Annotated in this window: 20 protein-coding genes; 9 read left to right on the top strand and 11 right to left on the bottom strand. The window is 73.0% G+C overall.

Annotated features, from left to right (window positions below; genetic code table 11):
• The first annotated feature begins 58 nt into the window (after nt 1–58).
• Nucleotides 59–1,270, top strand: a complete 1,212-nt coding sequence (locus ACYF6T_RS23990; protein WP_461698877.1) for an MFS transporter — start codon at nt 59–61, stop codon at nt 1,268–1,270.
• Here ACYF6T_RS23990 and ACYF6T_RS23985 read toward each other — a convergent pair.
• Together ACYF6T_RS23985 and ACYF6T_RS23980 are read right to left on the bottom strand one after the other, a co-directional pair.
• Nucleotides 1,230–1,688 (bottom strand): acyl-CoA thioesterase, encoded by a 459-nt coding sequence (locus ACYF6T_RS23985; protein ID WP_461698876.1) that lies wholly within the window; start codon nt 1,686–1,688, stop codon nt 1,230–1,232. The genes ACYF6T_RS23990 and ACYF6T_RS23985 overlap by 41 nt on opposite strands.
• 97 nt (nt 1,689–1,785) lie before the next feature.
• A complete protein-coding gene (locus tag ACYF6T_RS23980) occupies nt 1,786–3,045 on the bottom strand; it encodes an alginate lyase family protein (protein WP_461698875.1) in 1,260 nt (419 codons plus the stop codon).
• Nucleotides 3,046–3,184: 139 nt separating this feature from the next.
• Between ACYF6T_RS23980 and ACYF6T_RS23975 the strand changes: the two genes are divergently transcribed.
• On the top strand, nt 3,185–4,564 hold the full coding sequence (locus ACYF6T_RS23975) for a uracil-xanthine permease family protein (RefSeq protein ID WP_461698874.1): 1,380 nt from the start codon (nt 3,185–3,187) through the stop codon (nt 4,562–4,564).
• On the opposite strand, the gene ACYF6T_RS23970 is transcribed toward ACYF6T_RS23975, so the two are convergent.
• A complete protein-coding gene (locus ACYF6T_RS23970) occupies nt 4,543–5,643 on the bottom strand; it encodes a glycoside hydrolase family 6 protein (RefSeq protein ID WP_461698936.1) in 1,101 nt (366 codons plus the stop codon). The genes ACYF6T_RS23975 and ACYF6T_RS23970 overlap by 22 nt on opposite strands.
• Nucleotides 5,644–5,815: 172 nt before the next feature.
• On the opposite strand from ACYF6T_RS23970, the gene ACYF6T_RS23965 reads away from it, so the two are divergent.
• Entirely contained in the window at nt 5,816–6,514 is a 699-nt protein-coding gene (locus ACYF6T_RS23965) for a DUF5995 family protein (RefSeq protein ID WP_461698873.1), read from the top strand.
• Nucleotides 6,515–6,536: 22 nt separating this feature from the next.
• The gene (locus ACYF6T_RS23960; protein ID WP_461698872.1) at nt 6,537–7,469 is read left to right on the top strand and encodes an LLM class F420-dependent oxidoreductase; all 933 of its coding nucleotides are present in this window, start codon (nt 6,537–6,539) and stop codon (nt 7,467–7,469) included.
• On the opposite strand, the gene ACYF6T_RS23955 is transcribed toward ACYF6T_RS23960, so the two are convergent.
• From ACYF6T_RS23955 to ACYF6T_RS23930, 6 genes are all read right to left on the bottom strand, one after another.
• Complete coding sequence (locus tag ACYF6T_RS23955) at nt 7,466–9,169, bottom strand: flavin monoamine oxidase family protein (protein ID WP_461698871.1); 1,704 nt, start codon at nt 9,167–9,169, stop codon at nt 7,466–7,468. The two genes, ACYF6T_RS23960 and ACYF6T_RS23955, sit on opposite strands and share 4 nt — an antisense overlap.
• Before the next feature lie 45 nt (nt 9,170–9,214).
• Nucleotides 9,215–10,003: a carbon-nitrogen hydrolase family protein gene (locus ACYF6T_RS23950; RefSeq protein ID WP_461698870.1), complete on the bottom strand. Its 789-nt coding sequence runs from the start codon at nt 10,001–10,003 to the stop codon at nt 9,215–9,217.
• 170 nt (nt 10,004–10,173) lie between these two features.
• Nucleotides 10,174–11,277: an MFS transporter gene (locus ACYF6T_RS23945; RefSeq protein ID WP_461698869.1), complete on the bottom strand. Its 1,104-nt coding sequence runs from the start codon at nt 11,275–11,277 to the stop codon at nt 10,174–10,176.
• Between the two features lie 135 nt (nt 11,278–11,412).
• On the bottom strand, nt 11,413–11,865 hold the full coding sequence (locus tag ACYF6T_RS23940; RefSeq protein WP_461698868.1) for an Lrp/AsnC family transcriptional regulator: 453 nt from the start codon (nt 11,863–11,865) through the stop codon (nt 11,413–11,415).
• Nucleotides 11,866–11,875: 10 nt separating this feature from the next.
• Nucleotides 11,876–13,342: an amino acid permease gene (locus tag ACYF6T_RS23935; protein WP_461698867.1), complete on the bottom strand. Its 1,467-nt coding sequence runs from the start codon at nt 13,340–13,342 to the stop codon at nt 11,876–11,878.
• A gap of 834 nt (nt 13,343–14,176) precedes the next feature.
• The gene (locus tag ACYF6T_RS23930; RefSeq protein WP_461698935.1) at nt 14,177–15,619 is read right to left on the bottom strand and encodes a GuaB1 family IMP dehydrogenase-related protein; all 1,443 of its coding nucleotides are present in this window, start codon (nt 15,617–15,619) and stop codon (nt 14,177–14,179) included.
• 269 nt (nt 15,620–15,888) lie between these two features.
• On the opposite strand from ACYF6T_RS23930, the gene ACYF6T_RS23925 reads away from it, so the two are divergent.
• Nucleotides 15,889–18,048: an ATP-binding protein gene (locus ACYF6T_RS23925; protein ID WP_461698866.1), complete on the top strand. Its 2,160-nt coding sequence runs from the start codon at nt 15,889–15,891 to the stop codon at nt 18,046–18,048.
• On the opposite strand, the gene ACYF6T_RS23920 is transcribed toward ACYF6T_RS23925, so the two are convergent.
• Complete coding sequence (locus ACYF6T_RS23920) at nt 17,967–18,437, bottom strand: transcriptional regulator (protein ID WP_461698865.1); 471 nt, start codon at nt 18,435–18,437, stop codon at nt 17,967–17,969. The genes ACYF6T_RS23925 and ACYF6T_RS23920 overlap by 82 nt on opposite strands.
• The gene (locus ACYF6T_RS23915) at nt 18,434–19,690 is read right to left on the bottom strand and encodes a hypothetical protein (protein ID WP_461698864.1); all 1,257 of its coding nucleotides are present in this window, start codon (nt 19,688–19,690) and stop codon (nt 18,434–18,436) included. The genes ACYF6T_RS23920 and ACYF6T_RS23915 overlap by 4 nt, the downstream gene beginning before the upstream one ends.
• A 252-nt stretch (nt 19,691–19,942) precedes the next feature.
• Here ACYF6T_RS23915 and ACYF6T_RS23910 point away from each other — a divergent pair, with 252 nt between their 5' ends.
• From ACYF6T_RS23910 to ACYF6T_RS23895, 4 genes are all read left to right on the top strand, one after another.
• Complete coding sequence (locus tag ACYF6T_RS23910; protein WP_461698863.1) at nt 19,943–23,152, top strand: AfsR/SARP family transcriptional regulator; 3,210 nt, start codon at nt 19,943–19,945, stop codon at nt 23,150–23,152.
• Nucleotides 23,153–23,573: 421 nt separating this feature from the next.
• Nucleotides 23,574–24,005: a hypothetical protein gene (locus ACYF6T_RS23905; RefSeq protein ID WP_461698862.1), complete on the top strand. Its 432-nt coding sequence runs from the start codon at nt 23,574–23,576 to the stop codon at nt 24,003–24,005.
• Nucleotides 24,006–24,059: 54 nt separating this feature from the next.
• Entirely contained in the window at nt 24,060–24,245 is a 186-nt protein-coding gene (locus tag ACYF6T_RS23900) for a putative leader peptide (protein WP_461698861.1), read from the top strand.
• A 103-nt stretch (nt 24,246–24,348) separates the two neighbouring features.
• Complete coding sequence (locus ACYF6T_RS23895) at nt 24,349–25,458, top strand: aliphatic sulfonate ABC transporter substrate-binding protein (RefSeq protein WP_461698860.1); 1,110 nt, start codon at nt 24,349–24,351, stop codon at nt 25,456–25,458.
• The last annotated feature ends 14 nt before the right edge of the window (nt 25,459–25,472 follow it).

The following is a 25,472-nucleotide window of genomic DNA, read 5'->3' as shown; positions in this document are numbered from 1 at the left end:
AGGGTTCCTGATAGTTTACGGGAGGCAGTGGGGCCGGGAGCAGCGGGAGGGGCCGAGAATGGGCGACGTGGTCTACGACCAGCGCGAGGTGAGGCGCGCCCGGTACGCCGTGGCGGCCGTGTTCGCGGTGCACGGCGCGGTCACCGGCTCGTTCGCCACCCGCGTGCCGTGGATCCAGGACCACGCACATCTGAGCGCCGGCCAACTGGGCTTCGCCCTGGCCTTCACGGCGTTCGGCGCCTCCTGCTCGATGCCGCTGGCGGGCCGCGTCAGCCACCGCTTCGGCAGCCGTACGGCCCTGCGCGGCCTGATCGCGATGTGGACGCTGTCCCTGATCCTGCCGTCCCTCGCCCCGAACCTGCCGCTGCTGTGCCTGGCGATGTTCACGTACGGCGCGAGCGCCGGCATGGCGGACGTCGCCATGAACGCGCTCGGCGTCGAGATCGAGCACCGGCTCGGCAAGTCGATCATGTCCGGTCTGCACGGCATGTGGAGCGCGGGCGCCCTGATCGGCTCGGCGGGCGGCACGCTCGCCGCGCACCTGGGCTCCGACGCCCGCGTCCACTTCGCGCTCGCGGCGGCGACCCTCACCACGCTCGGCCTGCTGGCCTGCACGTGGGTGCTCGACCTGCAGCCGGCCGAGGACGAGGAGCCGCCGCCGAGGTTCGCGCTGCCGCCCAGGTCCGCCCTGCTCATCGGCGCCGTCGGCTTCTGCGCGGTGTTCGCGGAGGGCGCGAGCCTGGACTGGTCGGCGGTCTTCCTGCGCGACCAGTTGGACACCTCGGCGGGCCTGGCGGCGGCGTGCACGACCGGCTTCATGCTCACCATGGCGGTGGCGCGGCTGGTGGGCGACGCGGTGGTCAACCGTTTCGGCGCCGTGCGCACGGTCCGGGCCGGCGGCGCCTTCGCCGTCCTCGGCGGACTGCTCATCGTCGTCGCGGGCGAGCCGGTGGCGGCGATGACCGGCTTCGCGCTGCTCGGGCTCGGCATCGCCGTCGTCGTACCGCTGTGCTTCGCGGCGGCCGGGCACAGCGGCCCGAATCCGAGCCAGGCCATCGCGGGCGTCGCCACCATCACGTACACCTCCGGTCTGGTCGCGCCCAGCCTGATCGGCGGGGTGGCGCAGGCGACGAGCCTGGTGGTGTCCTTCGTGCTGGTGACCGTGCTGGCCGGCGGTCTCGCGGCCTTCGCCGGGGTGCTGCGGGCCGGTGAGCGCAACCGGCCGAAGGTCAGTCCGCCGAGCGCAGCAGTTCCCGACCCGCGGCCCTGAAGCGGTCGCTCCAGGGTGCGGGGCGCAGCGTGTGCGGGTCCAGCCGGACCAGCACGCGGGTGCCCTGCGCGTAGGTCGTCGCGCCGTCCCGCGAGCAGAACCGGAAGCCGTAGGTCAGGCCGGTGGTGCCGAGCCGCTCCAGCCAGAGGTGGACGGCGTAGGTGCCGGGCCGGGTGACCGGGGCCTCGTAGCCGATGCGCAGCTCCTTGACGGCGTTGCAGGCGTCGCCGGCCGCCACCCAGTCGCCCGCGAAGTGGACGCCGTACTCCTGCCACAGCTCGGCCCACGCCCGCTCGACCATGAGGGGGTAGCGGGCGTTGTGCAGCAGCCCGAGCGCGTCCAGGTCGTCGAAGTGGACGGTGACGGGGATCAGCCGGCCGTGGGACAGGGCGGGCGCGGCCGGGGCTTCGGCGGTCATGGGTGGGGCTCCTGAGCGTCACGGTGAAGCGGTGGGGACACCCCATCCTAAGCGGACGCTCAGCAGCCCCGGCCGGGAAGGGCCTGGTCAGCCATGGTCAGCCCGCTATGGAGTCCAGTTGCTCGGCCGCCGGGCGCAGCGCCCAGAGGTCGCCGCCGGGCGGTGTCTCCAGCCGCGCGACGGCCCTGCGCGCCGCCTTGTCCCCCGCGTCGGCCGCCGCGTGGACGACGTCGGTGGCCGCGTAGCGGTGGAACTCCAGCTCCGGGTACGGCCAGGCGGCGGCGCCGGTCGCGGCCGGCAGCAGGTAGTCCACCGCCTTGGACAGGCTCTGTCCGTCCGGTCCCCGATAGGCCCACAGGTTCACGCCGACGTGCCGGCCGATCGCCGCGAGCCGGGTGTAGGCGACCAGGTCGAAGGTCGAGTAGTGCCAGCTGCGGGTGCGGGCCAGCTCCTGGGGCTGGCTGCCGTCGGCGGCGATCTGCGGGTCGATGCGCCTGGCGCGGGCGTCCAGGACCGTCCGCCGGGCCAGGGCCGTGTCGCCGGTCGCGTAGGCGAGGGCGGCGAGCTGAAGGTCGTAGAAGGTGCCGTGGTTGTTGGCGGCCGCGCCCTCGGCCTTGCCGAAGTCGCTGTTCCGCAGCCAGTCGCGGAAGTCCGCGTTCCATCGGCCCATCGCCGCGCGGTCCCCGGCGCTCCAGCCGGGGGCTCCGGTGGCGAGGAGGGCCTGCGCGTCGAGGACGCTCGTGTACGACTGGGAGAAGTCGATGATGCCGATGGCCCGGCCGTCGTACATGCACGGGATGAACTGCGCGTGGTCCAGGTTCGGGTTCATGCGGGTGGCGGGGTCGAGGAACCAGGTGCGCAGGATGCGGGCCGCCTTCTGGGCGTAGGCCGTCCGGCCCGTGTAGTACCAGGCCAGGGCGAGGTCGTACGTCGAGTCGAAGACGTGCTCGGCGTCCTGGCGGTCGGTGCCGGAGTCGACTTCGGGGTTGCGCTGTCCATCCCGCTGGACGTACGGGCAGCCCCAGGGGTTGTCGGCGGTGGGAGTGGTGGTGGGCCACCAGTAGGGGGCCTGGCTGAGGTAGTCGTGCACGTCGCCGCCGGGCGCCGGCCGGGGCTTGTCGACGACCGTCCAGGGGCCCTGGCTCAGCCAGCCGTCGGCGCGGGCGGTCAAGTCCTTCAGCGCGGCACGGAGTTGGGGATCACCGCGGTCGAGGCGCAGTTTCGTCTGCTGGAGCCGGCCGCCGTCGAGGACGGTGGTCCTGGGCACCTGCGGGGCCGCGTGGGCGGAGGGGACGAGGGCGGTCGCGCACGTCACCACCGCGGCCAGCAGGACGGCCGCACGGGATCTTCCACTCATCGGGCACTCCGATCCGTCGAACGAGGGGTCAGGAATGTGAACGTCGTTCATGAGCAGGACCGTGCGAGCGTAGGACCCCGAGGTACCCGTGACAATGGTCCGGACAGGACTTCACGTACAGAGAAAGCGAACCCCCACCATGGACCTCGGCGTGCGCTGGCGACTGCACGGAGACGGGCACACGCCCGCGCCCGGAGCGGTGGTACGCCCCGACGAACGGCTCTCCTGGCCGCGCACGGTGGGCCTCGGCGCCCAGCACGTGGTGGCGATGTTCGGCGCCTCCTTCGTGGCGCCGGTCCTGATGGGCCTGGACCCCAACCTCGCGATCATGATGTCGGGCGTCGCGACCGTGATCTTCCTGCTGGCGACGCGCGGCCGGGTGCCGAGCTACCTGGGCTGTTCGCTGTCGTTCGTGGGCGTGGCCGCGGTGATCCGCGCGCAGGGCGGCACCAGCGCCACCGTCACCGGCGCGGTCTTCGTCGTCGGCGTCGCGCTGTTCCTGGTCGGACTCGCCGTGCAGCGCTTCGGGGCGCGGATCATCCACGCCGCGATGCCCCCGGTCGTCACCGGCGCGGTGGTCATGCTGATCGGGTTCAACCTGGCGCCGGTGACGGCGTCCACGTACTGGCCGCAGGACCAGTGGACGGCGCTGCTGGTCATGCTGTTCACCGGGCTGGCGGTGGTCTGTCTGCGCGGTTTCTGGTCCCGGATCGCGATCTTCCTGGGCCTGGTCTTCGGCTACGGCGTCTCCTGGGCCTTCGACCGGCTCTTCGGCAGGATCCACTCGGTGGACGCGAGCGGCAAGCTCACCGACCACTGGCGGCTGGACCTCTCCGGCGTCGGCAAGGCGGACTGGATCGGCCTGCCCTCCTTCCACGGCCCCACGTTCCAGTGGTCGGCGATCCTCGTCGCGCTCCCGGTCGTGATCGCCCTGGTCGCCGAGAACGCCGGGCACGTCAAGGCCGTCGGCGAGATGACCGGCGACCCCCTCGACGACAAGCTCGGCACGGCGATCTCCGCCGACGGCGTCGGCTCCATGCTGTCCACCGCCCTCGGCGGCCCGCCCAACACCACGTACTCCGAGAACATCGGCGTGATGGCCGCGACCCGCGTCTACTCCACCGCCGCCTACTGGGCCGCCGCCGGCTTCGCCCTCCTCTTCGGCCTGTGCCCCAAGTTCGGCGCGGTCGTCGCCGCCGTCCCCGGCGGCGTCCTGGGCGGCATCACCGTCATCCTGTACGGCATGATCGGCCTGCTCGGCGCGCAGATCTGGACCAACGCCCGCGTCGACCTGCGCAATCCGCTCAACCTGGTGCCGGCCGCGGCGGGCGTCATCATCGGCGTCGGCAACGTGACGATGAAGTTCACCGACACCTTCTCCCTCAGCGGCATCGCGCTCGGCACGGTCGTCGTCATCACCGGCTACCACGCGCTGCGCGTCTTCGCCCCCGCCCACCTCAAGGACCAGCCGCCGCTGCTCGACGAGGGGACGTCCTCCTACGACGAGGCCAGGTCGTAGGCGTACGACGGGCTGAACGTGCCCGGCGCCCCCTGGCACCCGTCCGACTCCCCCGGCAGCTTCACCCACAGGTAGGCGTCGATGCGCGCCTCGCCGGTGCTCAGCGTCGGCGCGCGGCCGAGGCCCCGGCCCGCCGGGTCGCACCAGGTGCCGTCGGCCGGGGCGCCGTTGCCGTTGCGGCTGGTGTCGATGACGGCGCCCAGGCTCGCGGGGCCGCCCAGGTCGGCGAGGACGGCACGGTCGTAGGCGATCTCGTCGGAGGTGGTCTGGAAGTTGGAGACGTTGCTGAAGATCCCGTCGGAGGAGGCGGGCGAGGCGGCGCCCGCCTGGCGCAGCAGGGCGGCCTGCCGGGCCGCCGGGTTCCAGTCGGAGTGCCCGGCGTCGTAGTACACGCGCGCCCTGGGGTCGGCGGCCTTCAGGACGCGGCCGGCGCGGGCCAACGAGGCGAAACGGGCGGCGCGGCGCGGCGCGGAGAGGCAGTCGGCCTGGGCCACGGAGTCGGGCTCCAGGATCACGACGACCTCGCCCGAGCCGAGGCCCGCCGCGAAGTCGCCGATCCAGCCGTCGTAGGCGGCCAGGTCCGGCGCCCCGCCCTGGGAGGCGCCCCCGCAGTCGCGGTCCGGTATCGCGTACGCCACGAGGACCGGCACCCGGCCCTGCGCGGCGGCGCCCGAAGTGACCGCGCGGACCCGGGAGGCGATGGTCGCCGGGGTGAAGTCGGCGAACCACACGGCCGCCGGCCGGTCGGCGATGCGGGACTCTATGACCGGCGTGCGCGGGTCGTCCGGATGGGCCCGGACCCAGTCGAGGACCTGGGATCCGGGGTGCCGGTAGAGGCGGGCGGCGGCCGGGGGCGACGGCCTGCGCGTCGTCCTGGTGGGCGAGGGCCGGGCGGCCGACGGTGAACTCCGCACGGGAGACGCCGACTTGGTGACCGTCGGAGTCACGGGCGACCGCTCCGGGCGCGGTGCGCCCGACGCCGTGGGCCTCGCCTCCGGGGCGCCGCGTCCGTCGCCGAGGGCCGACAGCATGCCGGTCGCGGTGCCGACGGCGACCACCACGGAGGCGGCGGCCACCATCGCGCCGCGCCGGGCGGCACGCCTGCGCTCGGCCCTGCGGGCGGCCAGACGCCGGGCACGTGAGCCTGACACGACGTCGTCCCCCTCCCCCGCGCCGCGCGCGTTCCCCCGTTCCGGGGAAGCGCCGGGCCCGCCGGCACTCCCGTCAGCCTAGGACTGGGACGCTTCTGCCATGGCGCAACCGGCACACTTCACCCCATCCGTGGACACGGTCGTCTCCCGTATGCGCGCCCTCGACGCGAGCCTGCCCGAGCGGGACGGCCTCGCGGTCTTCAACCGCGTCTACCTCACCGTCACGGAGTCCGTCGACCGGCACATCGACGCCGGCCGGTTCGCCGACCCGCGGGCGGCGATCACGCTGGACGTGCGGTTCGCGGAGCGCTATCTCGCGGCCGTCGAGGCGGTGGCCGACGAGCGCCGCCCGCCGGCCTGCTGGCGGCCCCTGTTCCAGTTCCGCCGTCATCCCGGGGTACGCCCACTGCAGTTCGCGCTCGCGGGCATCAACGCGCACATCGGGCACGACCTGGCGCTCGCCGTCGTGGACAGCTGCCGTACGCTGGAGTGCGAACCAGCCGATCTGGAGGACGAGTTCGACCGCGTGGGCGACCTCCTCGCAACGCTGGAGGAGCGCATCCGCGAGGATCTGATGCCGGGCCCCGACCTCTTGCAGATCGCCGACCCGCTGACCCATCTGCTCGGCTCCTGGAGCCTGGAGCGGGCGCGGCAGGCCACCTGGTCGGCGGCGCGGGCGCTGTGGGCGCTGCGCCGACTGCCGGAGGTGGCAGAGGAGTTCGCCGAACGGCTGGACATGGCGGTCGGCCTGGCGGGCCGCATGCTGCTGACTCCCCTGCCGGACCGAGTCGACCGTTGAACCGACGCGAAGGAGCGTACGCATGGCCATGCGACTGGGTCTGAGCCTTCCCCAAGCCCGGCAGTACGACATCGGACGGGACGTGCCCGACGTGGCCCGCGCCGCCGAGCGGACCGGCTACGAGAGCCTGTGGGTCTACGAGCGCGCCCTCTTCCCGGAGCCCGCGACCCAGGGCCTGTACGGCATCGAGGGCCTCCCCTGGCCCGAGATGTACCGCGGTGTGCCCGACCCGCTGGTCACCCTGACCCTGGCCGCCGCCTCGACCGAGCGGGTCCGGCTCGGCACGAGCATCCTGGTCGCGCCGCTGCACAATCCCTTCCAGCTGGCCAAGTCCCTCGCCACGCTGGACGCGGCGAGCGGCGGCCGGGTGGAGGCGGGCCTCGGCACGGGCTGGTCGCTCGACGAGTACGCGGCGGCCGGCGTGGCCCCGTTCGAGGAGCGGGGCAGGGTCCTGGACGAGGTCATCGACGTGTGCCGGGCGGTGTGGGGCCCGGACCCGGTGACGTACGAGGGCCGGATCACGAAGATCGCCTCGGCCGTGGTGGGGCCCAAGCCCGCCCGGCCGATCCCGATCCTGCTGCCCACCAACAGCAGGAAGGCGATGACCCGGCTCGTCGACCGCGCCGACGGCTGGATGCCCATCGCCATGGGCGCCGGGCGACTGGCCACGCAGTGGCGGCAGTTGCAGGACCTGGCGGCCGAACGCGGGCGCACCGCGCCGATCGGGACGATGGTCCGGGTCAACGCGCGGCACACCCCCAAGGCGTACGACGGCACGGACCGCTCCCCCTTCCAGGGCAGCACCGCGCAGATCGTCGAGGACCTCGCGGCCCACGCCGAGCGCAGCGGCCTCGACGCCTTCTTCTTCGAACTCCAGGGCGCCGCACGGGACGCCGAGGAGCTCAAGGACGTCTCGGCCGAGCTCTACGAGGCCGTACGCGCGGCCGGGCTCTAGTCCTCCGGCAGTTCGACCGGGGCGATCTCGTCGTACAGGTCGCCCGGGCCCGGGTTGGTCGGGTCGGTCGTGCCGCCGAGGTGGTGCATGACGCCCCAGACCGCGTTCAGCGCGGTCTGGATCGCGCCCTCGGCCCAGCCCGCCGTCCAGGAGATGTCGTCTCCGGCGAGGAAGATGCCCCGCTTGTCCTCGGGCAGCCGGTCCTGCATGAAGTGCGTGAACAGGCGCCGCTGGTAGCGGTAGTGGCCGGGCAGGTTGGCCTTGAACGCGCCCATGAAGTACGGCTCGTTCTCCCAGGAGACGGTCACCGGGTTGCCGATGATGTGCTTCCTGATGTCGACCTTCGGGTAGATCTCGCCGAGCGACTTCAGCATGACCTCCATCCGCTCGTTCGCGGACAGCGGCAGCCACTTCAGGCTGTCGTCGCACCAGGTGTACGAGAGGCAGATGACGGCCGGCTTGTCGGGGCCGTCGTCGAGGAGGTACGTCCCGCGCGTCATGCGGTCGGTGAGGGTCATCGACATGACGTCCCGGCCGGTCTCCTCGTCCTTGCCCAGCCAGAACGGCCGGTCCACGGGCACGAAGAGCTTGCTGGACTCCATGTAGTGGGTGCGCTCGATGGCGGTCCAGTGGTCGATCGGGAAGAGCGAGTCGTCGCAGGCGATCTTCGACAGCAGCATCCAGGACTGGGCGGTGAAGATCGCCGCCTTGTAGGTGCGGATGTCGCCGTTCGCGTCGGTCACCGTGATCCGGTTGCCGGCCGCGCGGTGCAGCCGGGTCACGGCCGGGCGGGGCTCGCCGTTCACGTGCAGGGACTTCAGCGAGGTGCCGTAGGGCCAGTGGACGATCTTCTCCGGCTCGCGCTCCCAGAGCCTGAGCGGCAGTTGCTGGGAGCCGCCGACGATGCCGCGGTGGTGGTCGTCGGCCTCGGTGTAGACGACCCGCAGGATCTCCAGGATGGAGTTGGGGAAGTCGGTGTCCCAGCCGCCGGTGCCGAAGCCGACCTGGCCGAAGATCTCGCGGTGCCGGAAGGACTTGAAGGCCGCGGAGTCGCAGAGGAAGCCGTAGAAGGTCTGGTTGTCGAGCTTCTCGACGAGCCGCGACCAGATCGCGCGGATGCGCGGCACGTTCCGCTCGCGCAGGGCCCGGTTCATGGCGGAGAAGTCGGCGCCCTCTTCGAGGCACCTGTTCCAGGCGTCGGCGACGTCGCGGTAGACCTGCGGCAGGTCGTCGATCGTCTCGGCGTAGTGCGACTCGCCCTTGAGGTCGACGACCGTCGAAGGAGTCGCCTCGGCCAGCGGGTTGGGGAACGGCCGGGTCTCCAGGCCCACCAGGTCGATGTAGTGCTGGAGGGCGGTGGAGGAGGGCGGGAAGCGCATCGCGCCCATCTCGGCGGTCAGGCCCTCGGTGCCCTGCCCCTCGAAGCCGACGGTCCGCAGCCGTCCGCCGATCCGGTCGGCCTCGTAGACGACCGGCTTCAGGCCCATCTTCATCAGCTCGTACGCGGCGACGATGCCGGACAGTCCGCCGCCGATGACCGCGACCTCGGTGCCGTGCTCGGTCGCCGGTATCTGGCCGAGGCCCGCCGGGTGGGCGAGGAAGTCGTCGTAGGCGTACGGGAAGTCCGGGCCGAACATGGTGATCGGCGGCAGCTGCTGCTCGTCCGCATGCTCGACGGCGTTGGGCACGGTGGACGTCATGAGGTACGGACTCCTTGCGAGAACTGCTGGTGAGGGTGGGGCTGGTCAGACGAGCGACCGGTACAGACCGGGGCGGCGGTCCCTGAGGTACGGGTTCGCCTCGCGGGAGGCGGCGAGGAAGGCGGGGTCGGCGTCGGCGAGGAGCAGGTCCTCGCCGCGGCCGGCGCGGGTGCGGGCGACCCCGTCGGGGCCGGCCAGCGTGGAGAGGCCGACGAAGTCGAACTCCCCTTCCTGTCCGACCCGGTTGACGTACGCGACGTACATCTGGCTCTCCCAGGCCCGCACCGGGATCATCGACTCGGCGACGAACTGGAACGGGTGCATCTGGGCCGTCGGCACGACGAGGAGGTCGGTGCCGGCCAGGGCGTGGGCGCGGACGTTCTCCGGGAACTCCACGTCGTAGCAGATCATCAGCCCGACGCGCAGTCCGCCCAGCTCGGCCTGGACGACCGGCTGCTCGCCCGGCGTGAAGTGGTCGCGCTCGAAGCAGCCGAAGAGGTGGGTCTTGCGGTAGTTGGCCAGGCGGTCGCCGTCCGCGGAGATCAGCTGGGCGGAGTTGAAGACGGTCCCGCCGTCGCGCTCCGGGTATCCGTAGGCGATCGCGAGCCCGTGCCGGCCGGCGATGGAGGCGATCGCCTCCGCGCCGGCGCCGTCGCCGGGCTCGGCGAGGCGGGCGATGTCGTCGCCGATCGCGTACCCGGTCAGGAACATCTCCGGCGCGGCCAGCAGCCCGGCACCCGCCGCGGCGGCACGGCCCGCGGCCGCGTCGAGCACCTTGAGGTTCTCGGCGACGGATCCGGGGCGGCCGGAGCTCTGGAGCAGGGCGGTGCGCATGGGTGTTCCTCACCGGGTGAAAGGGGGGGCTGAGGGCCATCTAGACGGTACGAGGGGCGGGCTCGGCGGGACAAGAAGGAGCCGTTGCGCGCCGGAGAGCGGTTTGTTGCGTGCACGGGGCAGGAAGCGGCGATTCGTTGCGCGGCGGCGTGCGGGGCTCCGGCCTGCCGCTATCGAGGGTGCCTTCGGGACCGTGCCGTCCGCCCGGCGGTCAGCAGCAGTGCCGTCGCCAGGTAGGGCGCCGCGCTCAGGGCGAAGGCCGTGGCGTGGCCGGATGCGGCGGCGAGGTAGCCGTAGGCGCCGTAGACGGCGATGGTGGCCAGGTCCGTGCCGAGGCCCGCGACCGAGGTCAGGGTGGCCCGGCCGGTGTCGTCGATGCGCCGTTGCAGGCGTACGTCGGCCAGCACGGTCGCCAGCTGGAAGCCGCCGAAGGCGAGGGCCACCAGACCGAGGCCGGCCGGCGTGCGCAGCAGCGCGCCCGCCGCCAGCGCGAGCGCGGACCCGGTGAGCAGCGCCGCGAACCCCGCCGTGCCCAGCCGCGCGCAGACACCGGCGAGCAGGCTGCCGGCCGTCACGCCGGCCCAGATCAGCAGGAGCAGGTACGGGACGTCCGCCTCCGGCACCCCGGTGTCCCGGGTCAGCAGCGGTGTGTACTCGTCCAGGGCGCCCCACACCGCGCCGGCGGCCGGCACGAGGAGGATCGCCCCGCGCAGAGAGCGGTCGCGGCGGGCCTCGCCGAGCCCGGCACGCAGGGTCGCCGCCCAGTCCTCTTCCCCGCCGTGCGCGGGCGAGCGGTGTTCCGGCAACCGTGTCGCCGTGACGGCGGAGGCCAGACAGGCCAGGACGCTTGCGGCCCCGACGGCCGGATGGCCGCCCCAGGCGAACACGGGCCCGGCGAGGCCCATCGCCGCCATCACGCCCACCTGCCCGGCCGCCCGGGCGCGGCCCATGACGCGGGCGTACCGCTCCCCCGCGCCGAGCCGCTCCAGTTCCTCGTACACCAGCGCCTCCAGCGCCCCGGAGCCGAGCGCGCCGCGGGCGCCCCACAGCACGAAGCCGGCGGCGAAGGCGGCGTACGAGGGGACGAGCACCCACAGGGCGAAGCCGGCCGCGGCGAGCAGCGGGCCGAGCCACAGCAGCAGCCGGCGCGAGACGGCGTCCGCCCAGGCGCCGGAGGGCACCTCCAGCAGGACGCCGGTCAGCGACCAGATCGCGAAGAGGGAGGAGATCTGCGGGACCGACAGCCCGGTGTCGCTGAACAGCAGCGCGTACACCGGGTAGAGCAGGATGAAGTCGTCCAGGAACGCGTAGGCGTACAGCGTCCTGGTGAGTCCGTGCCGGGAGGATCAATGTCGCCAGGTCATGTCACCGATGGTAAGCGGGCCCGGGCGGCCCCGTCCCCCGGTTTTCTACGTCGGCGACCCGGACGAGAAGCGCCGCAGCAGGGGCGAGAGCACCAGCACGGACTTGGTCCGCTCCACGAAGGGCTCCCCGGCGATCCGCTCCAGCACCCGTTCGAAGTGCCGCATGTCGGAGGCGAAGACCTGCACGATCGCGTCCGCGTCCCCGGTGACGGTGGACGCGGCCACGACCTCCTGGTAGGGCTCCAGACCGCGCCGGATGGTCTCCGGCGAGGTGTTGTGCCGGCAGTAGATCTCCACGAACCCCTCGGTCTCCCAGCCCAGGGCCGAGGGATCCACCCGTACGGTGAAGCCGGTGATGGCGCCGGTGGCGCGCAGCCGGTCCACGCGCCGCTTCACGGCGGGCGCGGACAGGCCGACCTGGTGCCCGATGTCCGCGTAGGAGCGGCGGGCGTCCTCGGCGAGGGCGTGCACGATGCGTTCGTCGAGATCGTTCAGCACGGTGGGTGGTTCAGCTCTCAGGTGTTGCGAGTCGGGAGCGGCGGTGGCCGTACACGAAGTAGAACACGAGCCCGACGGCCATCCAGACACCGAAGACGACCCAGGTGACGGCGGACAGGCTGCCCATCATCCACACGCAGAAGCCGAAGCCCAGCGCGGGCAGCAGCGGCGAGAGCGGCACGCGGAAGGTGCGGTTCATGTGCGGCCGGGTGCGGCGCAGCACCACCACGGCGATGTTGACCAGCGCGAAGGCGAACAGGGTGCCGATGCTGGTGGCGTCGGCGAGCTGGCCGAGCGGGATCGCGGCGGCGAGGACACCGCAGAACAGGGAGACGATCACGGTGTTGGCGCGGGGGGTGCCGGTCTTCGGGTGGACCTTGGCGAAGACCTTCGGCACCAGGCCGTCCCGGGACATCGCGAAGAGGATGCGGGTCTGGCCGTACAGGACGGTCAGCACGACGCTGGCGATGGCGATGACCGCGCAGGCGGCGAGCAGGGTTCCCCAGAAGCTCTGGCCGGTGACCTCGCGCATGATCTGGGCGAGCGCGGCCTCGGAGTCGTTGAACCGCCGCCAGGGCTTGGCGCCGACGGCGACGGCGGCGACGAGGACGTACAGGGCGGTGACGATGACCAGCGACAGCATGATGGCGCGGGGCAGGTCGCGCTGGGCGTCCCTGGCCTCCTCGCCGGCGGTGGAGGCCGCGTCGAAGCCGATGTAGGAGAAGAACAGCGTGGCTCCGGCGGCGCTGACGCCGGCCATGCCCAGCGGCATGAAGTGCGCGTAGTTGCCGGACCGGAACCCCTGGATGCCGATCGCGCAGAACAGCACCAGTGCGGCGATCTTCACGCAGACCATGACGGTGTTGGCGCGAGCCGACTCGCGGGCGCCGCCGAGCAGGAACGCCATGGCGAGCAGGACGACGATCAGCGCCGGCAGGTTGAACACGCCGCCGTCCCCGGGCGGGGCGGACAGGGCGTCGGGGATGGTGACGCCTATCGTCCCGTCGAGCAGTTCGTTGAGGTACTCGCCCCAGCCGACGGCGACGGCGGCGACGGACACGCCGTACTCCAGCACCAGGCACCAGCCGCAGATCCAGGCGATCAGTTCGCCCATCGTTGCGTATGCGTACGAGTAGGAGGAACCGGAGACGGGGATGGTGCCAGCCAGCTCGGCGTAGGAGAGGGCCGAGAAGAGCGCGGTGAGTCCGGCGATCACGAAGGACAGGGTCACGGCCGGACCGGCCTTGGGGACGGCCTCGCCGAGCACCACGAAGATGCCGGTGCCGAGGGTGGCGCCGATGCTGATCATGGTCAGCTGCCACAGCCCGAGCGACCGCCGCAGGCTCCCTCCCTCACCCTGGCCACCCTCCGCGACCAGGCGTTCCACCGGCTTGCGGCGCATCAGGCGGGCGCCGAGGCCGGGGGACGGCGGGGCGGTGGTGAGGCGGTCGTTCGGGGGTGCGCCTTGGTCGAGCACGCGCTGACTCCTTCGTCACTGCGGTCAGGGCGGGTGGGACCGGCGGCACTCCCGCGCGAACGGGAACCCACCGAGCGGGGTCCTCGCCACGCCACGTACAGCGCAGCACCCTACGGGGCGGGCCTTCGCAGGCGAAATGCAGCAACCTTGCGTGTGCGCGCAAGATCATTGCGTTCCCGGCGGCAGGACGCCCATTCGTTGTGCGACGGCCGGCCGGCTCCAGCTCCTTGACGAGGTGGCGAGGTGACGAGGTGGCGAGGTGGCGAGGTGGCGAGGTGACGAGGTGACGAGGGAAGGTGCACGGGTCCACGCACGCGTGCTCCACGCCGTCCCGGCCGCCGCAGCCGTAGCGGTCGAGGCAGTCGACGACCGGGTGGTAGCCGAGCCGGGCGTGGAGCGCGGCGTCGCGCGGGGTGTCCCGGCCCACCCCGATGCCGACCGCCGGCAGACCCCGCCCCTGCGCCAACTCCTCGGCCGTGCGGACCGGTTGGCTCCCGATACCGCCCGAGCGGAACTCCTCCGGCCAGACGGCCGGCCCGCCGGTCTCAGGGAAGTCCACGGTGACCTCGGGGGCGCCGAAGGTCCAGGGCATCTCCGCGCGCCCCACGGGCCGACCGTCCAGCCAGGCGACGAGGTGGGCGCACTCTCCCGCCTGCTGCCGGGCGCAGCGCCGGGCGTGGAGCGAGGTGGCTCCGAGGGGGGCGTCATGTGCCGGTCGAGCAGTGCCACGTCGGCGGCGTGGCAGACGGTGGTCTCCATCGCTGCGACGGTGTGGCCCGGGCCCGCCCGTACGGGCTCCGGTGTGCGGCGGAGGCCGTGCGGGCGGGTGCCGGTTCAGCTCCAGCTGGCGTGCAGCGGCTTGCCCTCGGCGTAGCCGGCCGCGCTCTGGATGCCGACGACGGCCTTCTCGGCGAACTCCTCCAGGGAGGCGGCGCCGGCGTAGGTGCAGGAGGAGCGGACGCCCGCGATGATCGAGTCGATCAGGTCCTCCACGCCGGGGCGGGCCGGGTCGAGGAACATGCGGGAGGTGGAGATGCCCTCCTCGAACAGGGCCTTGCGGGCGCGGTCGTACGCCGACTCCTCGGACGTGCGGTTGCGCACCGCGCGGGCCGAGGCCATGCCGAAGGACTCCTTGTACAGCCGCCCGCTGGCGTCCTGCTGGAGGTCGCCCGGGGACTCGTAGGTGCCGGCGAACCAGGACCCGATCATCACGTTGGACGCGCCGGCGGCCAGCGCCATCGCCACGTCGCGCGGGTGCCGCACGCCGCCGTCGGCCCACACGTGCTTGCCGTACTTCCTCGCCTCGGCCGCGCACTCCAGGACGGCGGAGAACTGCGGCCGGCCGACGCCGGTCATCATGCGGGTGGTGCACATGGCGCCGGGGCCGACACCGACCTTGACGATGTCCGCGCCGGCCTCGATCAGGTCCCGTACGCCCTCGGCGGCGACGATGTTGCCCGCCACGACCGGCACCCGCGGGTCCAGGTCCCGGACCAGCTTGATGGCGCTGATCATGGACTCCTGGTGGCCGTGCGCGGTGTCGATGACCAGCGTGTCGACGCCCGCGTCGAGCAGCTGCTTCGCCTTGCCGGCGACATCGCCGTTGATGCCGACGGCGGCGGCGATGCGCAGCCTGCCCTCGGCGTCGGTGGCCGGCGTGTAGAGCGTGGCGCGCAGGGCGCCCTTGCGGGTGAGGATGCCGGCGAGGCGGCCCTCGGCGTCGACCGCGGGGGCGTAGCGGCGGTTGGCCGCGTCGAGCCGGTTGAAGGCCTCGCGGGGGTCGATGCCGGCGTCGAGGAGCAGCAGGTCCTTCGACATGACGACTTCGAGCTGCGTGAAGCGGTCGACGCCGGTCAGGTCCCGGTCGGTGACCACGCCGACGGGGCGGCCGGCCTCGTCGACGACCACGCCGGCGTTGTGCGCCCGCTTGGGCAGCAGGGCCAGCGCGTCGGCGACGGTCTGGTGCGCGGTGAGCACGATCGGCGTGTCGAGGACGAGGTGGCGGCTCTTCACCCAGGAGACGACGTCGGTGACGACCTCGATCGGGATGTCCTGCGGGATGACCACGAGACCGCCGCGCCGGGCCACCGTCTCGGCCATCCGGCGGCCGGCGATGGCGGTCATGTTGGCGACGACCAGCGGGATCGTGGTGCCCGTGCCGTCCGGGGAGCTGAGGTCCACGCCCTGCCGCGAGCCGACCGCGCTGCGGCTCGGGACCATGAAGACGTCGTCGTACGTCAGGTCGTACGCGGGCTGGATGTCGTTGAGGAAACGCACGTGCTGCACATCCCAGTCGATCAGAGGTGGCCCCCGGACAGGTCAGCCAGGGGGAAGAGCACGTACTTCATTGTCCCATGTCGGCCGGAATGCGATGCCCGGGCGGATCGTCCAGGCAGGTCAGGCGGCCTTTGGGAGGATCCTCCAAGAGGGCGGGGCGGGCAGGAGCGATCACTTCCCGCCGCGTGGACGCCGGCACGGATATCGATCACACGTGCGGAAATGATCCACCCTGGGAACCGGTTCGCATTTGCCGCGGGGGGCCACGAGTGCGCAGTCACGAGTTCGGGACCGGCAACGATCTGAGCGGCACGGTGCACGGCCCGGTCATCCAGGCCGGTACGGTCCACGGCGGGATCCGCATCGGGCCGGACGCGGAGACGGCGGTGCGCACGCCCTGGCAGTTCCCGCCCTCCGTGCGCGTGGTCGACCGGTCCCGGGAGCTGGCCGCGCTGGAGCGGTACCGGGCCCGCGCCGCCCGGGAGGAGCGGCCCGTGCTGGCCGCGGTGAGCGGGCTGGGCGGGGTCGGCAAGACCACCCTCGCCCTGGGATGGCTGCGCGGCCTGCGCCCGCACTTTCCGGGCGGACAGCTCTACGCCGACCTCGGCGCCCAGTCCCCCGACGGCCCGGCGCTCCCGGACGAGGTGCTCGGGCGGTTCCTGCGGGCCCTCGGGGTCGCCGCGCCCCAGGTGCCCGCGACCCTGGCCGAACGCACCGCGCTGTACCGGTCGTTGACCACCGACCGGCGCCTGGTGGTGCTGCTCGACGACGCCGCGACCGCGGCCCAGGTGCGGCCGCTGCTGCCCGCGGGCGGAAACGTTACGGCGGTGACGAGCCGCAGCAGACTGCCGGGACTGACCGTCGACGGCTGCTTCCCCGTCCACGTGGACCCCCTCGCCCCCGAGGCGGCGGTGGAACTGCTCGCCGACACCCTGTCCGACGACCGGGTGGCCGCGCAGCCCGACGCCGCGCGCACCCTGGTGGAGCTGTGCGCCGGGCTGCCCCTGGCGGTCCGGGTCGCCGGGGCCCGGCTGGCGGCGCGGCCGGAGCGCCGTATCGCCACGATGGTGCGCGCCCTCGCCGAGGAGCACGGCCGGCTGGAGGCGCTGGCGATCGACGGCGACCACGACGTACGGGCGGCCCTGGACGTGTCGTACCGGGCGCTGCCCGCCCCGGCCGCCCGGCTCTACCGGCTGCTGGGGCTGCATCCCGGCCGCGAGTTCGGCAGCGAGGTGGCGGCCGCGTTGTGCGCCGGCCCCGGTGACGAGGGCAGGGCGGAGTCGCCGCGCAGCGCGACGGAGTTGCTGGACCTGCTGCACGACGCGAGCCTGCTCCTGGACGCCGGGGACGAACGCCACCGCTTCCACGACCTCGTACGGCTGCACGCGGCCACGAAGGCGCGGGAGGACGAGCCGCCGTCCGAGCGCGCGACGGCCCGGCGCCGTATCGCCGACCACTACCTGGCGAGCGCCACCCGCGCCGAGGAGCTCGTCGATCCGCAGCACCGCACCATGGCCCGGGACTACGGGCCCGGCCCGGTGGTCACCGCCGACGTCGGGTCCGCTCCGCAGGCCGCCCTGGACTGGCTGGAACGGGAGCTGCCGGCCGCACTGGCCGTGATCCGGCAGGCGCGCGGCGCGGGTTTCCCGTCCGTCGCCTGGCAGTTGGCGGACGCGCTGTGGCCGCTCTTCCTGCGGCGCAAGTTCTACGACGACTGGCAGGCCGCGCACGAGGAGGGGCTCGCGGCGGCGCGGGAGCTCGGCGACACGGCGGCCGAGTGCCGGATGCTCACCTCCGGCGGCGTGGGGCAGCTCGGCGCCGGGAACCACGAACGCGCGCTGGAGATGTTCGCGCACGCGGCGCGGCTCTTCCTGGACGCCGGCGACCGGCTCGGGCATGCCCGCACGCTCAACTACCGCGGGCTCGCCCTGCAGCGTCTGGGGCGGCCGGAGGAGGCGGCCGACCACTTCCGGCGCGCCGCCGAGGAGTTGCCGGCGCACGGCGACCGGCGGGCCGGGGCGCTGGCCCGGCTGAACCTCGCCGACACCGCCCTCGCCACCGGCCACCCCGCGTCGGCGCTGGAGCAGGCCGACGCCGCGTGCGGCACGCTCGGCCAGGAGGGCGACACGTACAACGCCGCCCGCGCGACCCTGCTGCTGGGCCGCGCGGCACTCGCCCTCGGCCGGGTCGACGAGGCGGACGAGCACCTGTCGTCCGCCCTGACGACCCTGCGCGAGACGGCCGCACGCTCCGAGATGGCCCGTGCGGTCGCCGCTCTGGCCGAGGTCGCCGAGCGACGCGGCGCGGCCGGCACCGCCCGCGACCGGTACCGGGAGGCGCTGGAGCTCTACGCCTCCGTGGGCCGGGCCGGCTCCGAGGAGGCGGAAGCGGCGCGCCGCCGGCTCGGGCGGCTGGAAGGCGGCGAGTGAAGCCCCAGGGCGTACGACGCCGCCGCGCCGAACTCGCCGGCGGGCAGCCCCGCCACCAGCCAGGCATGGGCCAGCGAGGCCAGGACCGGCCACAGCCGCGGGCCCTGGTCGCCGCGGACCCGGAGTGCGACCACCGTCCCGTCCGGGGCGAACCGGAGCCAGCAGCGGGGGCCGTCGTGCACCGCGACCACCAGTGCTCCGGGGTGGGCACAGGCCGTCTCGATCGCTCCGGCCGCGTCCGTACCGCGTCCGACCAGCACGTCACCGAGCGGCGCCGCGGGCGCGGGAAGGGCGACGCGCACGTGCTCGTCGACGGTGAGCGTCTTGGAGACCGGGTGCAGCAGCAGGGCCCGGACCCGGCACACGGGGCCACGGGAGGGCGCCGTCATGGGGCACCCACACTGCCCGGCTCGTCGTAGCGCACCGTGAGCGGGAGGCGTGCCGGTTCCGTCGTCGGCCGCAGGGCGGGGGCGCGCAGGCGCAGTTTGCGGTAGAGCAGCGCGCGCATCTTGCGGCAGAAGCGGCCCGGTTCGGAGGAGATGCGGGCCGCCACCCGCTCGTACCGGCGCGTACGGCAAGTCGCCTCGCTCCGCCTGAGCTGCGGGCGCAGCGGCCGGTCCGGGCGCAGGCGCGGCGCGAAGGACATGAGTTCGGCGAGCGGCGAGCCGGGATCGACGTCGGCGTCGGGCCGGCCCGCCATGAGGACGGGCACGCCGGTCATCGCGCCGTAGAGGGTGACCGAGCCGTGGTCGCCGACGACGTAGTCGGCCGCGACGACCGCTCCGGTCCAGTCGCCGTACGGGCTGACCAGGGTCAGGCCCGAGCGGCCCAGTCCGGCGAGCCAGGCCCGGACCTGCCAGACGCCGTGCGCGGTCCAGACGTGGGGGTGCAGGAGCGCGGCGATGCGGAACTCGTCCCGGGGCAGTTCGCCGACCAGGCGCTCCAGGAGCTCCCAGCCCTGGCCGAGCAGGGAGTCGGGCCCCCAGGTGGAGGTGACGAGGACCAGGCGCTGTCCGGCCCGCACGCCCAGGGCGTCCCGGTACAGGGCGCGGAAGGGCAGGCCGGCGGCGATGCGGTCGAAGCACGGATCGCCAACCACCTCGGCCACCGGCAGGGCCTCGGGGCATTCCCGGCCGAGCCGGGTCAGCTCCTCGTCGTGGGCGAGCACGATCGCCTCGGGCACCAGCACGCCGTCCCGTACCAGCCGCTGCCTGCTCAGGCCGTACACACCGCGCTGCGCCACCGGCCGGCCGGGCGGTCCGGCCGGGGTGAGCTTGTTGTGACCGGCTCCGTGCGGGAGCACGATCACCGGGGCGTGCAGTTCGTGCAGGCTGCCGTGGCTCGCGGCCAGGGCGAGGTCGAAACGCGTCTGCACCGCCTGGCTCCACGGGACCACCAGTCCCTGCAGCCGGTCCAGGAACGCGGCCACGCCGTTGCCGAACACGTCGGGTGCCTGGGTGAAGAAGGTCTGCACCCGGTTGTCGCCTTCCAGCAGCCGTACCGTGTCGAGCAGCCGCTGCCCGGCGATCACGGTGTGCACCACGACCAGGAGCCGCCTGCGGGTGCGGCGGGTCGCCCAGCGCTCGACGTCGGGCCGTACCGGTACATGCCTCCAGTGCGCTTCGGGCACTGTCACGCTCATCGTCGTCCCCCGGTTCTTGTCGGATGTCGTCCGGGCCGCTCCGCGGCGGCCGTCGAGGGTGGCGTGCCCCGGGGGTTGGATGACGGGCTTGCAGGAATCCTGCAGTCCTCGCGTCCCGGCGAAAGCACCGGTCCTGTGCGCCCCTTGCGCTCCAGTGCGCCTCTGACTCCACCCCGCGATCCGGCAGAACAGTGGAGTGAGTTCCGCACACATGTACGGCCGCGCCGAAAGTGGCAGGAACATCCATCGGGGGTGACGGTGGACCTTCTCGCGCTGGGACCGCTGGAGTTGTGGCACGAGGGCCGGCAGTACGGACTCGGCTCCCTGCAGGAGCGCAGGGTGCTGACGGTACTGATCCATGCCCGCTGCGAACCGGTGTCCGTGGACACGCTGACGGACCGGGTCTGGAACGGCCGGCCGCCGCCGACCGCCCAGGGGACACTGCACAGTTACCTCTCCCGGCTGCGGGGGCGATTACGCCGGGCGGTGGGCGACGAACTGGCCCGACTGGACCGCCCCTCGCCGCGGCTGTACCAACTGCGCGCCGACCCCGACGACATCGACCTGCTGCGTTTCCAACGGCTGCGCGCGGACGCGGCGGAGGCGGCGGCACGGGGCGAACGCGAGCTGGCCATCGGGCTGTTGCGCACCGCCGAGGCACTGTGGCGCGGGGAGCCGCTGCCGGAGTTCGCCGACCACGACTGGGCGCTGTCGGCGCGCGCCCGGCTGGTGGAGGAGCACCGCCGGGTGCGCGAGGAACGCATCGCCCTGGACATGGAGCTGGGACGGCACGCCGATCTCGTGGGCGAACTGCAGGAGCTCGCCTCGCAGAACCCGCTGGCGCAGAAGGTGATCGGCGCGCTGATGCTGGCGCTGTACCGGTCCGGACGGCCCGACGAGGCGCTCGCCGTCTACCGGGACACGCGCGCCCGGCTGCACGCCGGTCAGGGCATCGAGCCCGGCGCGGAACTCCAGGAACTGCATCTGCGCATGCTCGAACAGGACGGCACCCTCATGCGCACGGGGACCGCGGACACGGTCACCGTCGCGCCCGCCGCCGAGTCCCGCAACTGTTTGCCGCGGGACACCCCCGACTTCACCGGACGCGCGAGCGAACTGCGCATCCTGCTGGCCCCGTCGACGCCTGCGGCCACGGCCGGCGCAGCCGCCTCGGACGGCGCGTCGAGCGCCCTGCCCGTCACCGTCGTGCACGGCATGCCCGGCATCGGCAAGACGGCGCTCGCGGTGCACGCGGCACACCGACTCGCCGCCGCCTACCCGGATGGGCAGTTCTACGTCGACCTGCGCGGCTACAGCAGCGAGCAGCCGCTCGCTCCGGCCGAGGCCCTGGCCCTCCTGCTGCGCTCGGCCGGCTGGTCCGGTGAGCTGCCGCCGACGCCCGACGAGCGGGCGGCGCGATGGCGGGAGTGGACCGCGCGGCACCGGGCGCTGGTGGTGCTCGACAACGCCAGGGACGCCGTCCAGCTGACGCCCCTGCTGCCCGGCACCCCCGGTTGCCTGGCCGTGGTGACCACCCGGAGCCGGCTGGCCGGGCTCGACGGTGCCACGTTCGTGCGGGTCGACGCCCTGTCCCGGGCGGAGGCCGCCGCCCTCTTCACCCGCATCGTCGGCGCGTCGCGGACCGCGGCGGAGCCCGAGGCCCTGACCCGGGTCGTGGAGGCCGTCGACTGCCACCCCCTGGCCCTGACGCTGCTGGCGAGCCGCTTGCGCCACCGGGAGTCGTGGGTGCTGCAGGACCTGCTCGACCGGCTGGCGCACGCGCCCGACCCGCTCGGCGAGTTCGACGGCCGGATCGCCGCCGCCTTCCACTTCTCGTACGCCGAACTCACCTCCCCGGCGCGGCTGTTGCTGCGCCGGCTCGCCCTGCACCCCGGCCCCGACGTCGCCCTGGGCGCGGCGGCCGCACTGGCCGGGGCCGACCTGGAGGACGAGCCAGGGCTGCTGGAGAGGTGCGTCGAGGAGCTGCTGGACGCCAGTCTCCTCGACGAGCCGGTCCGCGGACGGTACCGGTTGCACGACCTGACCCGGGCGTTCGGGCTGCGGGCCGACGCCGACTCGGGCACCGGCGACTCCGACGGTGCCGCCCGAGCCGCGGTCGGCCGTCTCGTGGCCCACCATCTCACCGGCGCGCACCGGGCCGAGCGTGCGGCGCATCCCCACCGCCGGACGGTCGCGTGGCATCCCGGCACTGAAGTGGCGTGGCATGCCCCGGAGTTCGCCGACGCGGACGAGGCATCGGTGTGGCTGACGGTGGAGCGGGCCAACCTGCTGGCGGTCGCCCGCACGGCGGCGGCCCGGTATCCGGAGTACGCGGCGCTGTTCCCGGCCGTCCTGGCACGCTCCCTCAGACTGTGGGGCGCGTGGGACACCGCGGCCGAGCTCTTCGACGCCGCCCTGCCGGCCCTCCGCGCCGCGGGCGACCGGCCCGCGCTCGCCCACACCCTGACGGCCCGCGCCGATCTGCTGGCCCAACGCGACCACGCGGAGGCCCTGCGGTGCGCGACCGAGGCCCTGTCGATCCACCGGGACCTCGGCGACGCGGCCGGGCAGGCCGACGCCCTCCTGCAGTCCGGCCGCGCCCGCCTCGCCGCCGGCCAGGGCTCGCGGGCGATGCACGCCCTGGAACAGGCGCTGGCGCTGTACCGAGAGGCCGGCGACCGCTGCGGGGAGGCCGAGTGCCTCAATGTGCAGGGCGTCGCGTTCTACTACGCGGGGCAGTACGACGCGGCTCTGGACCGGGTCGAGTCGATGCAGGAGATCTACGAGACGCTGCCCGACCCGTACGGTCTGGCCCAGGCCCTCAACAACAGGGGCGAGTTGGCCGTCCTTCAGGGGCGTCACGACGCCGCCCGCGAGTGCTACGAACGCTCTCTCGCGCTGATGCGGGAACACGGTGGCCCGGCCGATCTGGCGATCCTCGACACCAACCTCGGCGCCGTGCACCAGGCGACGGGCCGCACCGACCAGGCGCTGGCCTGCTACCGCAGGGCGCTGACGGCCCACCGCGGCAGCGGTGACGTGCTGGGCGAGGCCGACGTCCTGATCAGGCTGGGCATGGCCCACGCCGAGTCCGGGCGCCGGGGCGAGGCGCTGCTGCATCTCTCCATGGCGGAGCAGGTCGCCGCCGGCATCGACAACCCGTACGAGAGGCTGCGCGCGCTGATCGGGACGGCGGATGTGCAGCGGGAGTCGGGACGGCTCGACATCGCGTTCAAGGGGTACAAGGAGGCGCTCGCGGTGGCGGAGGGCGTCGACTTCCCCCTGGGCTCCGCGCAGGCCCTCGCGGGCCTGGCCCGCACGGCGTTCCAGCGTCCCGGCGGCGCCCAGCAGGCCCGCCACCACGCGGAACGGGCGGCCGCCCTGTACCGCTCCCTCGGCGCACAGGCGGAGGCGGAGCGGCTGCTCCAGGACCTGACGGAACACAAGCCGACCGGCTCCTGAGCCCCTGTTCTCAGGAGCCGGCCTCGCTGCCTACGCCGGGAGCCACCACATCCAGCGCAGGGGGTTCACCAGGTCGGTGTCCGCGGCCTGACCGAACTGCGCGCGGAGTCTTTCGGAGTTGCTCAAGGCACACCTCATCGTGTTCATGTCGGAAGGCCGGCGATCGACCGTCGGCGGGCCGAACTTATCCGATCTACGGGAGGCCTTGCATCACATTCGCGAAACCCAGTGCGACCGCGCCAACTTGCCTGTTTGATAGGTGAATTGACACCTTGGTCAGCTCTCGCCGCTCCCGTTAGCAAAGGGCTTCGCCACGCAACCGCAGACGCGGCCCACGCCACCGCACCCTGGCCGCATCCACCACTCCGCACCTACCGTGGAGAACCGGACATCCAGGACGCGACGCCCCCAAGGAGGCACCGTGGACGCGGAGTTGGCGGCGCTTGTCGGGACCGGGGCGACGACCGTCGTCGGTCTCATGGTCACCGACGCCTGGGAGCAGACCAAGCAGCGCCTGGTACGGATACTCGCCCGCACCGGCCGAGCGGACACCGTAGGCGAGGACCTGGACGAGTCCCGCGCCGCGCTCGCCGCCGCGGCCGGCACCCCGGACGAGCCGCACGTCACCGCCGACGTCACGGCGACGCTGCGACTCCGCCTGCGCCGCCTCCTGGAACAGCACCCGGACGCCGCCGACGACCTCCGCCACCTCGTCGAGGACCTCGCCGGCAGCGGGCCGGTGGTCAACACGATCTCCGGCGGGACGCAGTACGGTCCCGTCTTCCAGGGCCACTCCTTCTCGAACCTGACCTTCCGCGGTCCGGCGGGGCGCAGGGACCCGGAAAACGGCTGACACGCTGGGCCGCCATCTCATCATCTCAATGCATGAAACAACCATGTCCATAATATGGACGACCCCTTGGGGTGGGCGCCGCCTTCTGTCACGATCCCTAGCAACCAGGTAGGAAAGCTAGGGAACCGAGGGGTGGGCATGAGGACGCGCGACCTCGCAGACCTGTCGCTGCCCCTGTTGACCTCGCGTCGCCACATCGACCTCGGCCGTACGTCCAGCGCCATCTGTCGCCCTGTCTGAGGCCGCCGTCCACCGGACCGGCCCGCCCAGCAGTGCCGCCGAGGGGCTTCACGCCCCGTCGTTCCGTACCTCCCTGTCACCCTTTCCCTGAGAGGACACCTCCGTGTCTGCCGTAAGACCGCTCGCCGCCCTGCGCGCCCTCGCCGTCGTCACGACGCTCCCGCTCCTGCTCACCGCGTGCGGTTACGGGTCCCAGTCCGACAAGGGCGACGACACCGCGAAGGTGGCCGCCGGGTCGCAGAAGATCGACGGCCTGGACTCCGTCAAGATCGGCTACTTCGGCAACCTGACACACGCCACCGCCCTGGTCGGCAACCAGAAGGGCTTCTTCCAGAAGGAACTCGGCGCCACCAAGGCCAAGTACGCCGTCTTCAATGCCGGCCCCTCCGAGATCGAGGCGCTCAACTCCGGCTCCATCGACATCGGCTGGATCGGTCCCTCCCCCGCGATCAACGGCTACACCAAGTCCGGCGGCACCGACCTGAAGATCATCGGCGGTTCGGCCTCGGGCGGCGTGAAGCTGGTGGTGAACCCGAAGAAGATCAAGTCCCTGGCCGACGTCAAGGGCAAGAAGATCGCCACCCCGCAGCTGGGCAACACCCAGGACGTGGCCTTCCTCAACTGGATCGCCGACCAGGGCTGGAAGGTCGACGCGCAGAGCGGCAAGGGTGACGTCACCGTCGTCCGCACGGACAACAAGATCACGCCGGACGCCTACAAGGCCGGTTCCATCGACGGCGCCTGGGTGCCGGAGCCGACCGCCTCGAAGCTGGTCGCCGAGGGCGCCAAGGTGCTGCTCGACGAGTCGACGCTGTGGCCGGACAAGAAGTTCGTAATCACCAACATCATCGTGTCGCAGAAGTTCCTCAAGGCGCACCCGAAGGCCGTCGAAGCCATGCTGAAGGCCTCCGTCGAGACGAACAAGTGGATCAACGCCAACCCGGACGCCGCCAAGACCGCCGCCAACAAGCAGCTGGCGATCGACTCCGGCAAGGCCCTGTCCACCGACGTCCTCGACTCCGCCTGGTCGTCCATCCAGATCACCAACGACCCGCTGGCGTCCACGCTGAACACCGAGGCCGACCACGCCGTCAAGGCCGGCCTGCTGGAGAAGCCGAACCTCAAGGGCATCTACGACCTGACCCTGCTCAACAAGGTCCTCAAGGCCGCGGGCGAGAGCCCGGTCGACGCCGCCGGCCTCGGCACCAGCTGACCCCGCACCCGACG

Source organism: Streptomyces sp. 7R007 (genome assembly GCF_054850255.1).
Note: the sequence above shows the minus strand (reverse complement) of the source record. Positions and strands in the feature narration are given on the sequence as shown.

What these genes read in the sequence shown, in the direction of transcription:
- ACYF6T_RS23990 (WP_461698877.1), top strand. Translation starts at nt 59, where the DNA reads ATGGGCGACGTGGTCTACGACCAGCGCGAGGTGAGGCGCGCCCGGTAC.
- ACYF6T_RS23985 (WP_461698876.1), bottom strand. Translation starts at nt 1,688, where the DNA reads ATGACCGCCGAAGCCCCGGCCGCGCCCGCCCTGTCCCACGGCCGGCTG.
- ACYF6T_RS23980 (WP_461698875.1), bottom strand. Translation starts at nt 3,045, where the DNA reads ATGAGTGGAAGATCCCGTGCGGCCGTCCTGCTGGCCGCGGTGGTGACG.
- ACYF6T_RS23975 (WP_461698874.1), top strand. Translation starts at nt 3,185, where the DNA reads ATGGACCTCGGCGTGCGCTGGCGACTGCACGGAGACGGGCACACGCCC.
- ACYF6T_RS23970 (WP_461698936.1), bottom strand. Translation starts at nt 5,643, where the DNA reads ATGGTGGCCGCCGCCTCCGTGGTGGTCGCCGTCGGCACCGCGACCGGC.
- ACYF6T_RS23965 (WP_461698873.1), top strand. Translation starts at nt 5,816, where the DNA reads ATGGCGCAACCGGCACACTTCACCCCATCCGTGGACACGGTCGTCTCC.
- ACYF6T_RS23960 (WP_461698872.1), top strand. Translation starts at nt 6,537, where the DNA reads ATGGCCATGCGACTGGGTCTGAGCCTTCCCCAAGCCCGGCAGTACGAC.
- ACYF6T_RS23955 (WP_461698871.1), bottom strand. Translation starts at nt 9,169, where the DNA reads ATGACGTCCACCGTGCCCAACGCCGTCGAGCATGCGGACGAGCAGCAG.
- ACYF6T_RS23950 (WP_461698870.1), bottom strand. Translation starts at nt 10,003, where the DNA reads ATGCGCACCGCCCTGCTCCAGAGCTCCGGCCGCCCCGGATCCGTCGCC.
- ACYF6T_RS23920 (WP_461698865.1), bottom strand. Translation starts at nt 18,437, where the DNA reads ATGACGGCGCCCTCCCGTGGCCCCGTGTGCCGGGTCCGGGCCCTGCTG.
- ACYF6T_RS23915 (WP_461698864.1), bottom strand. Translation starts at nt 19,690, where the DNA reads ATGAGCGTGACAGTGCCCGAAGCGCACTGGAGGCATGTACCGGTACGG.
- ACYF6T_RS23900 (WP_461698861.1), top strand. Translation starts at nt 24,060, where the DNA reads ATGGACGACCCCTTGGGGTGGGCGCCGCCTTCTGTCACGATCCCTAGC.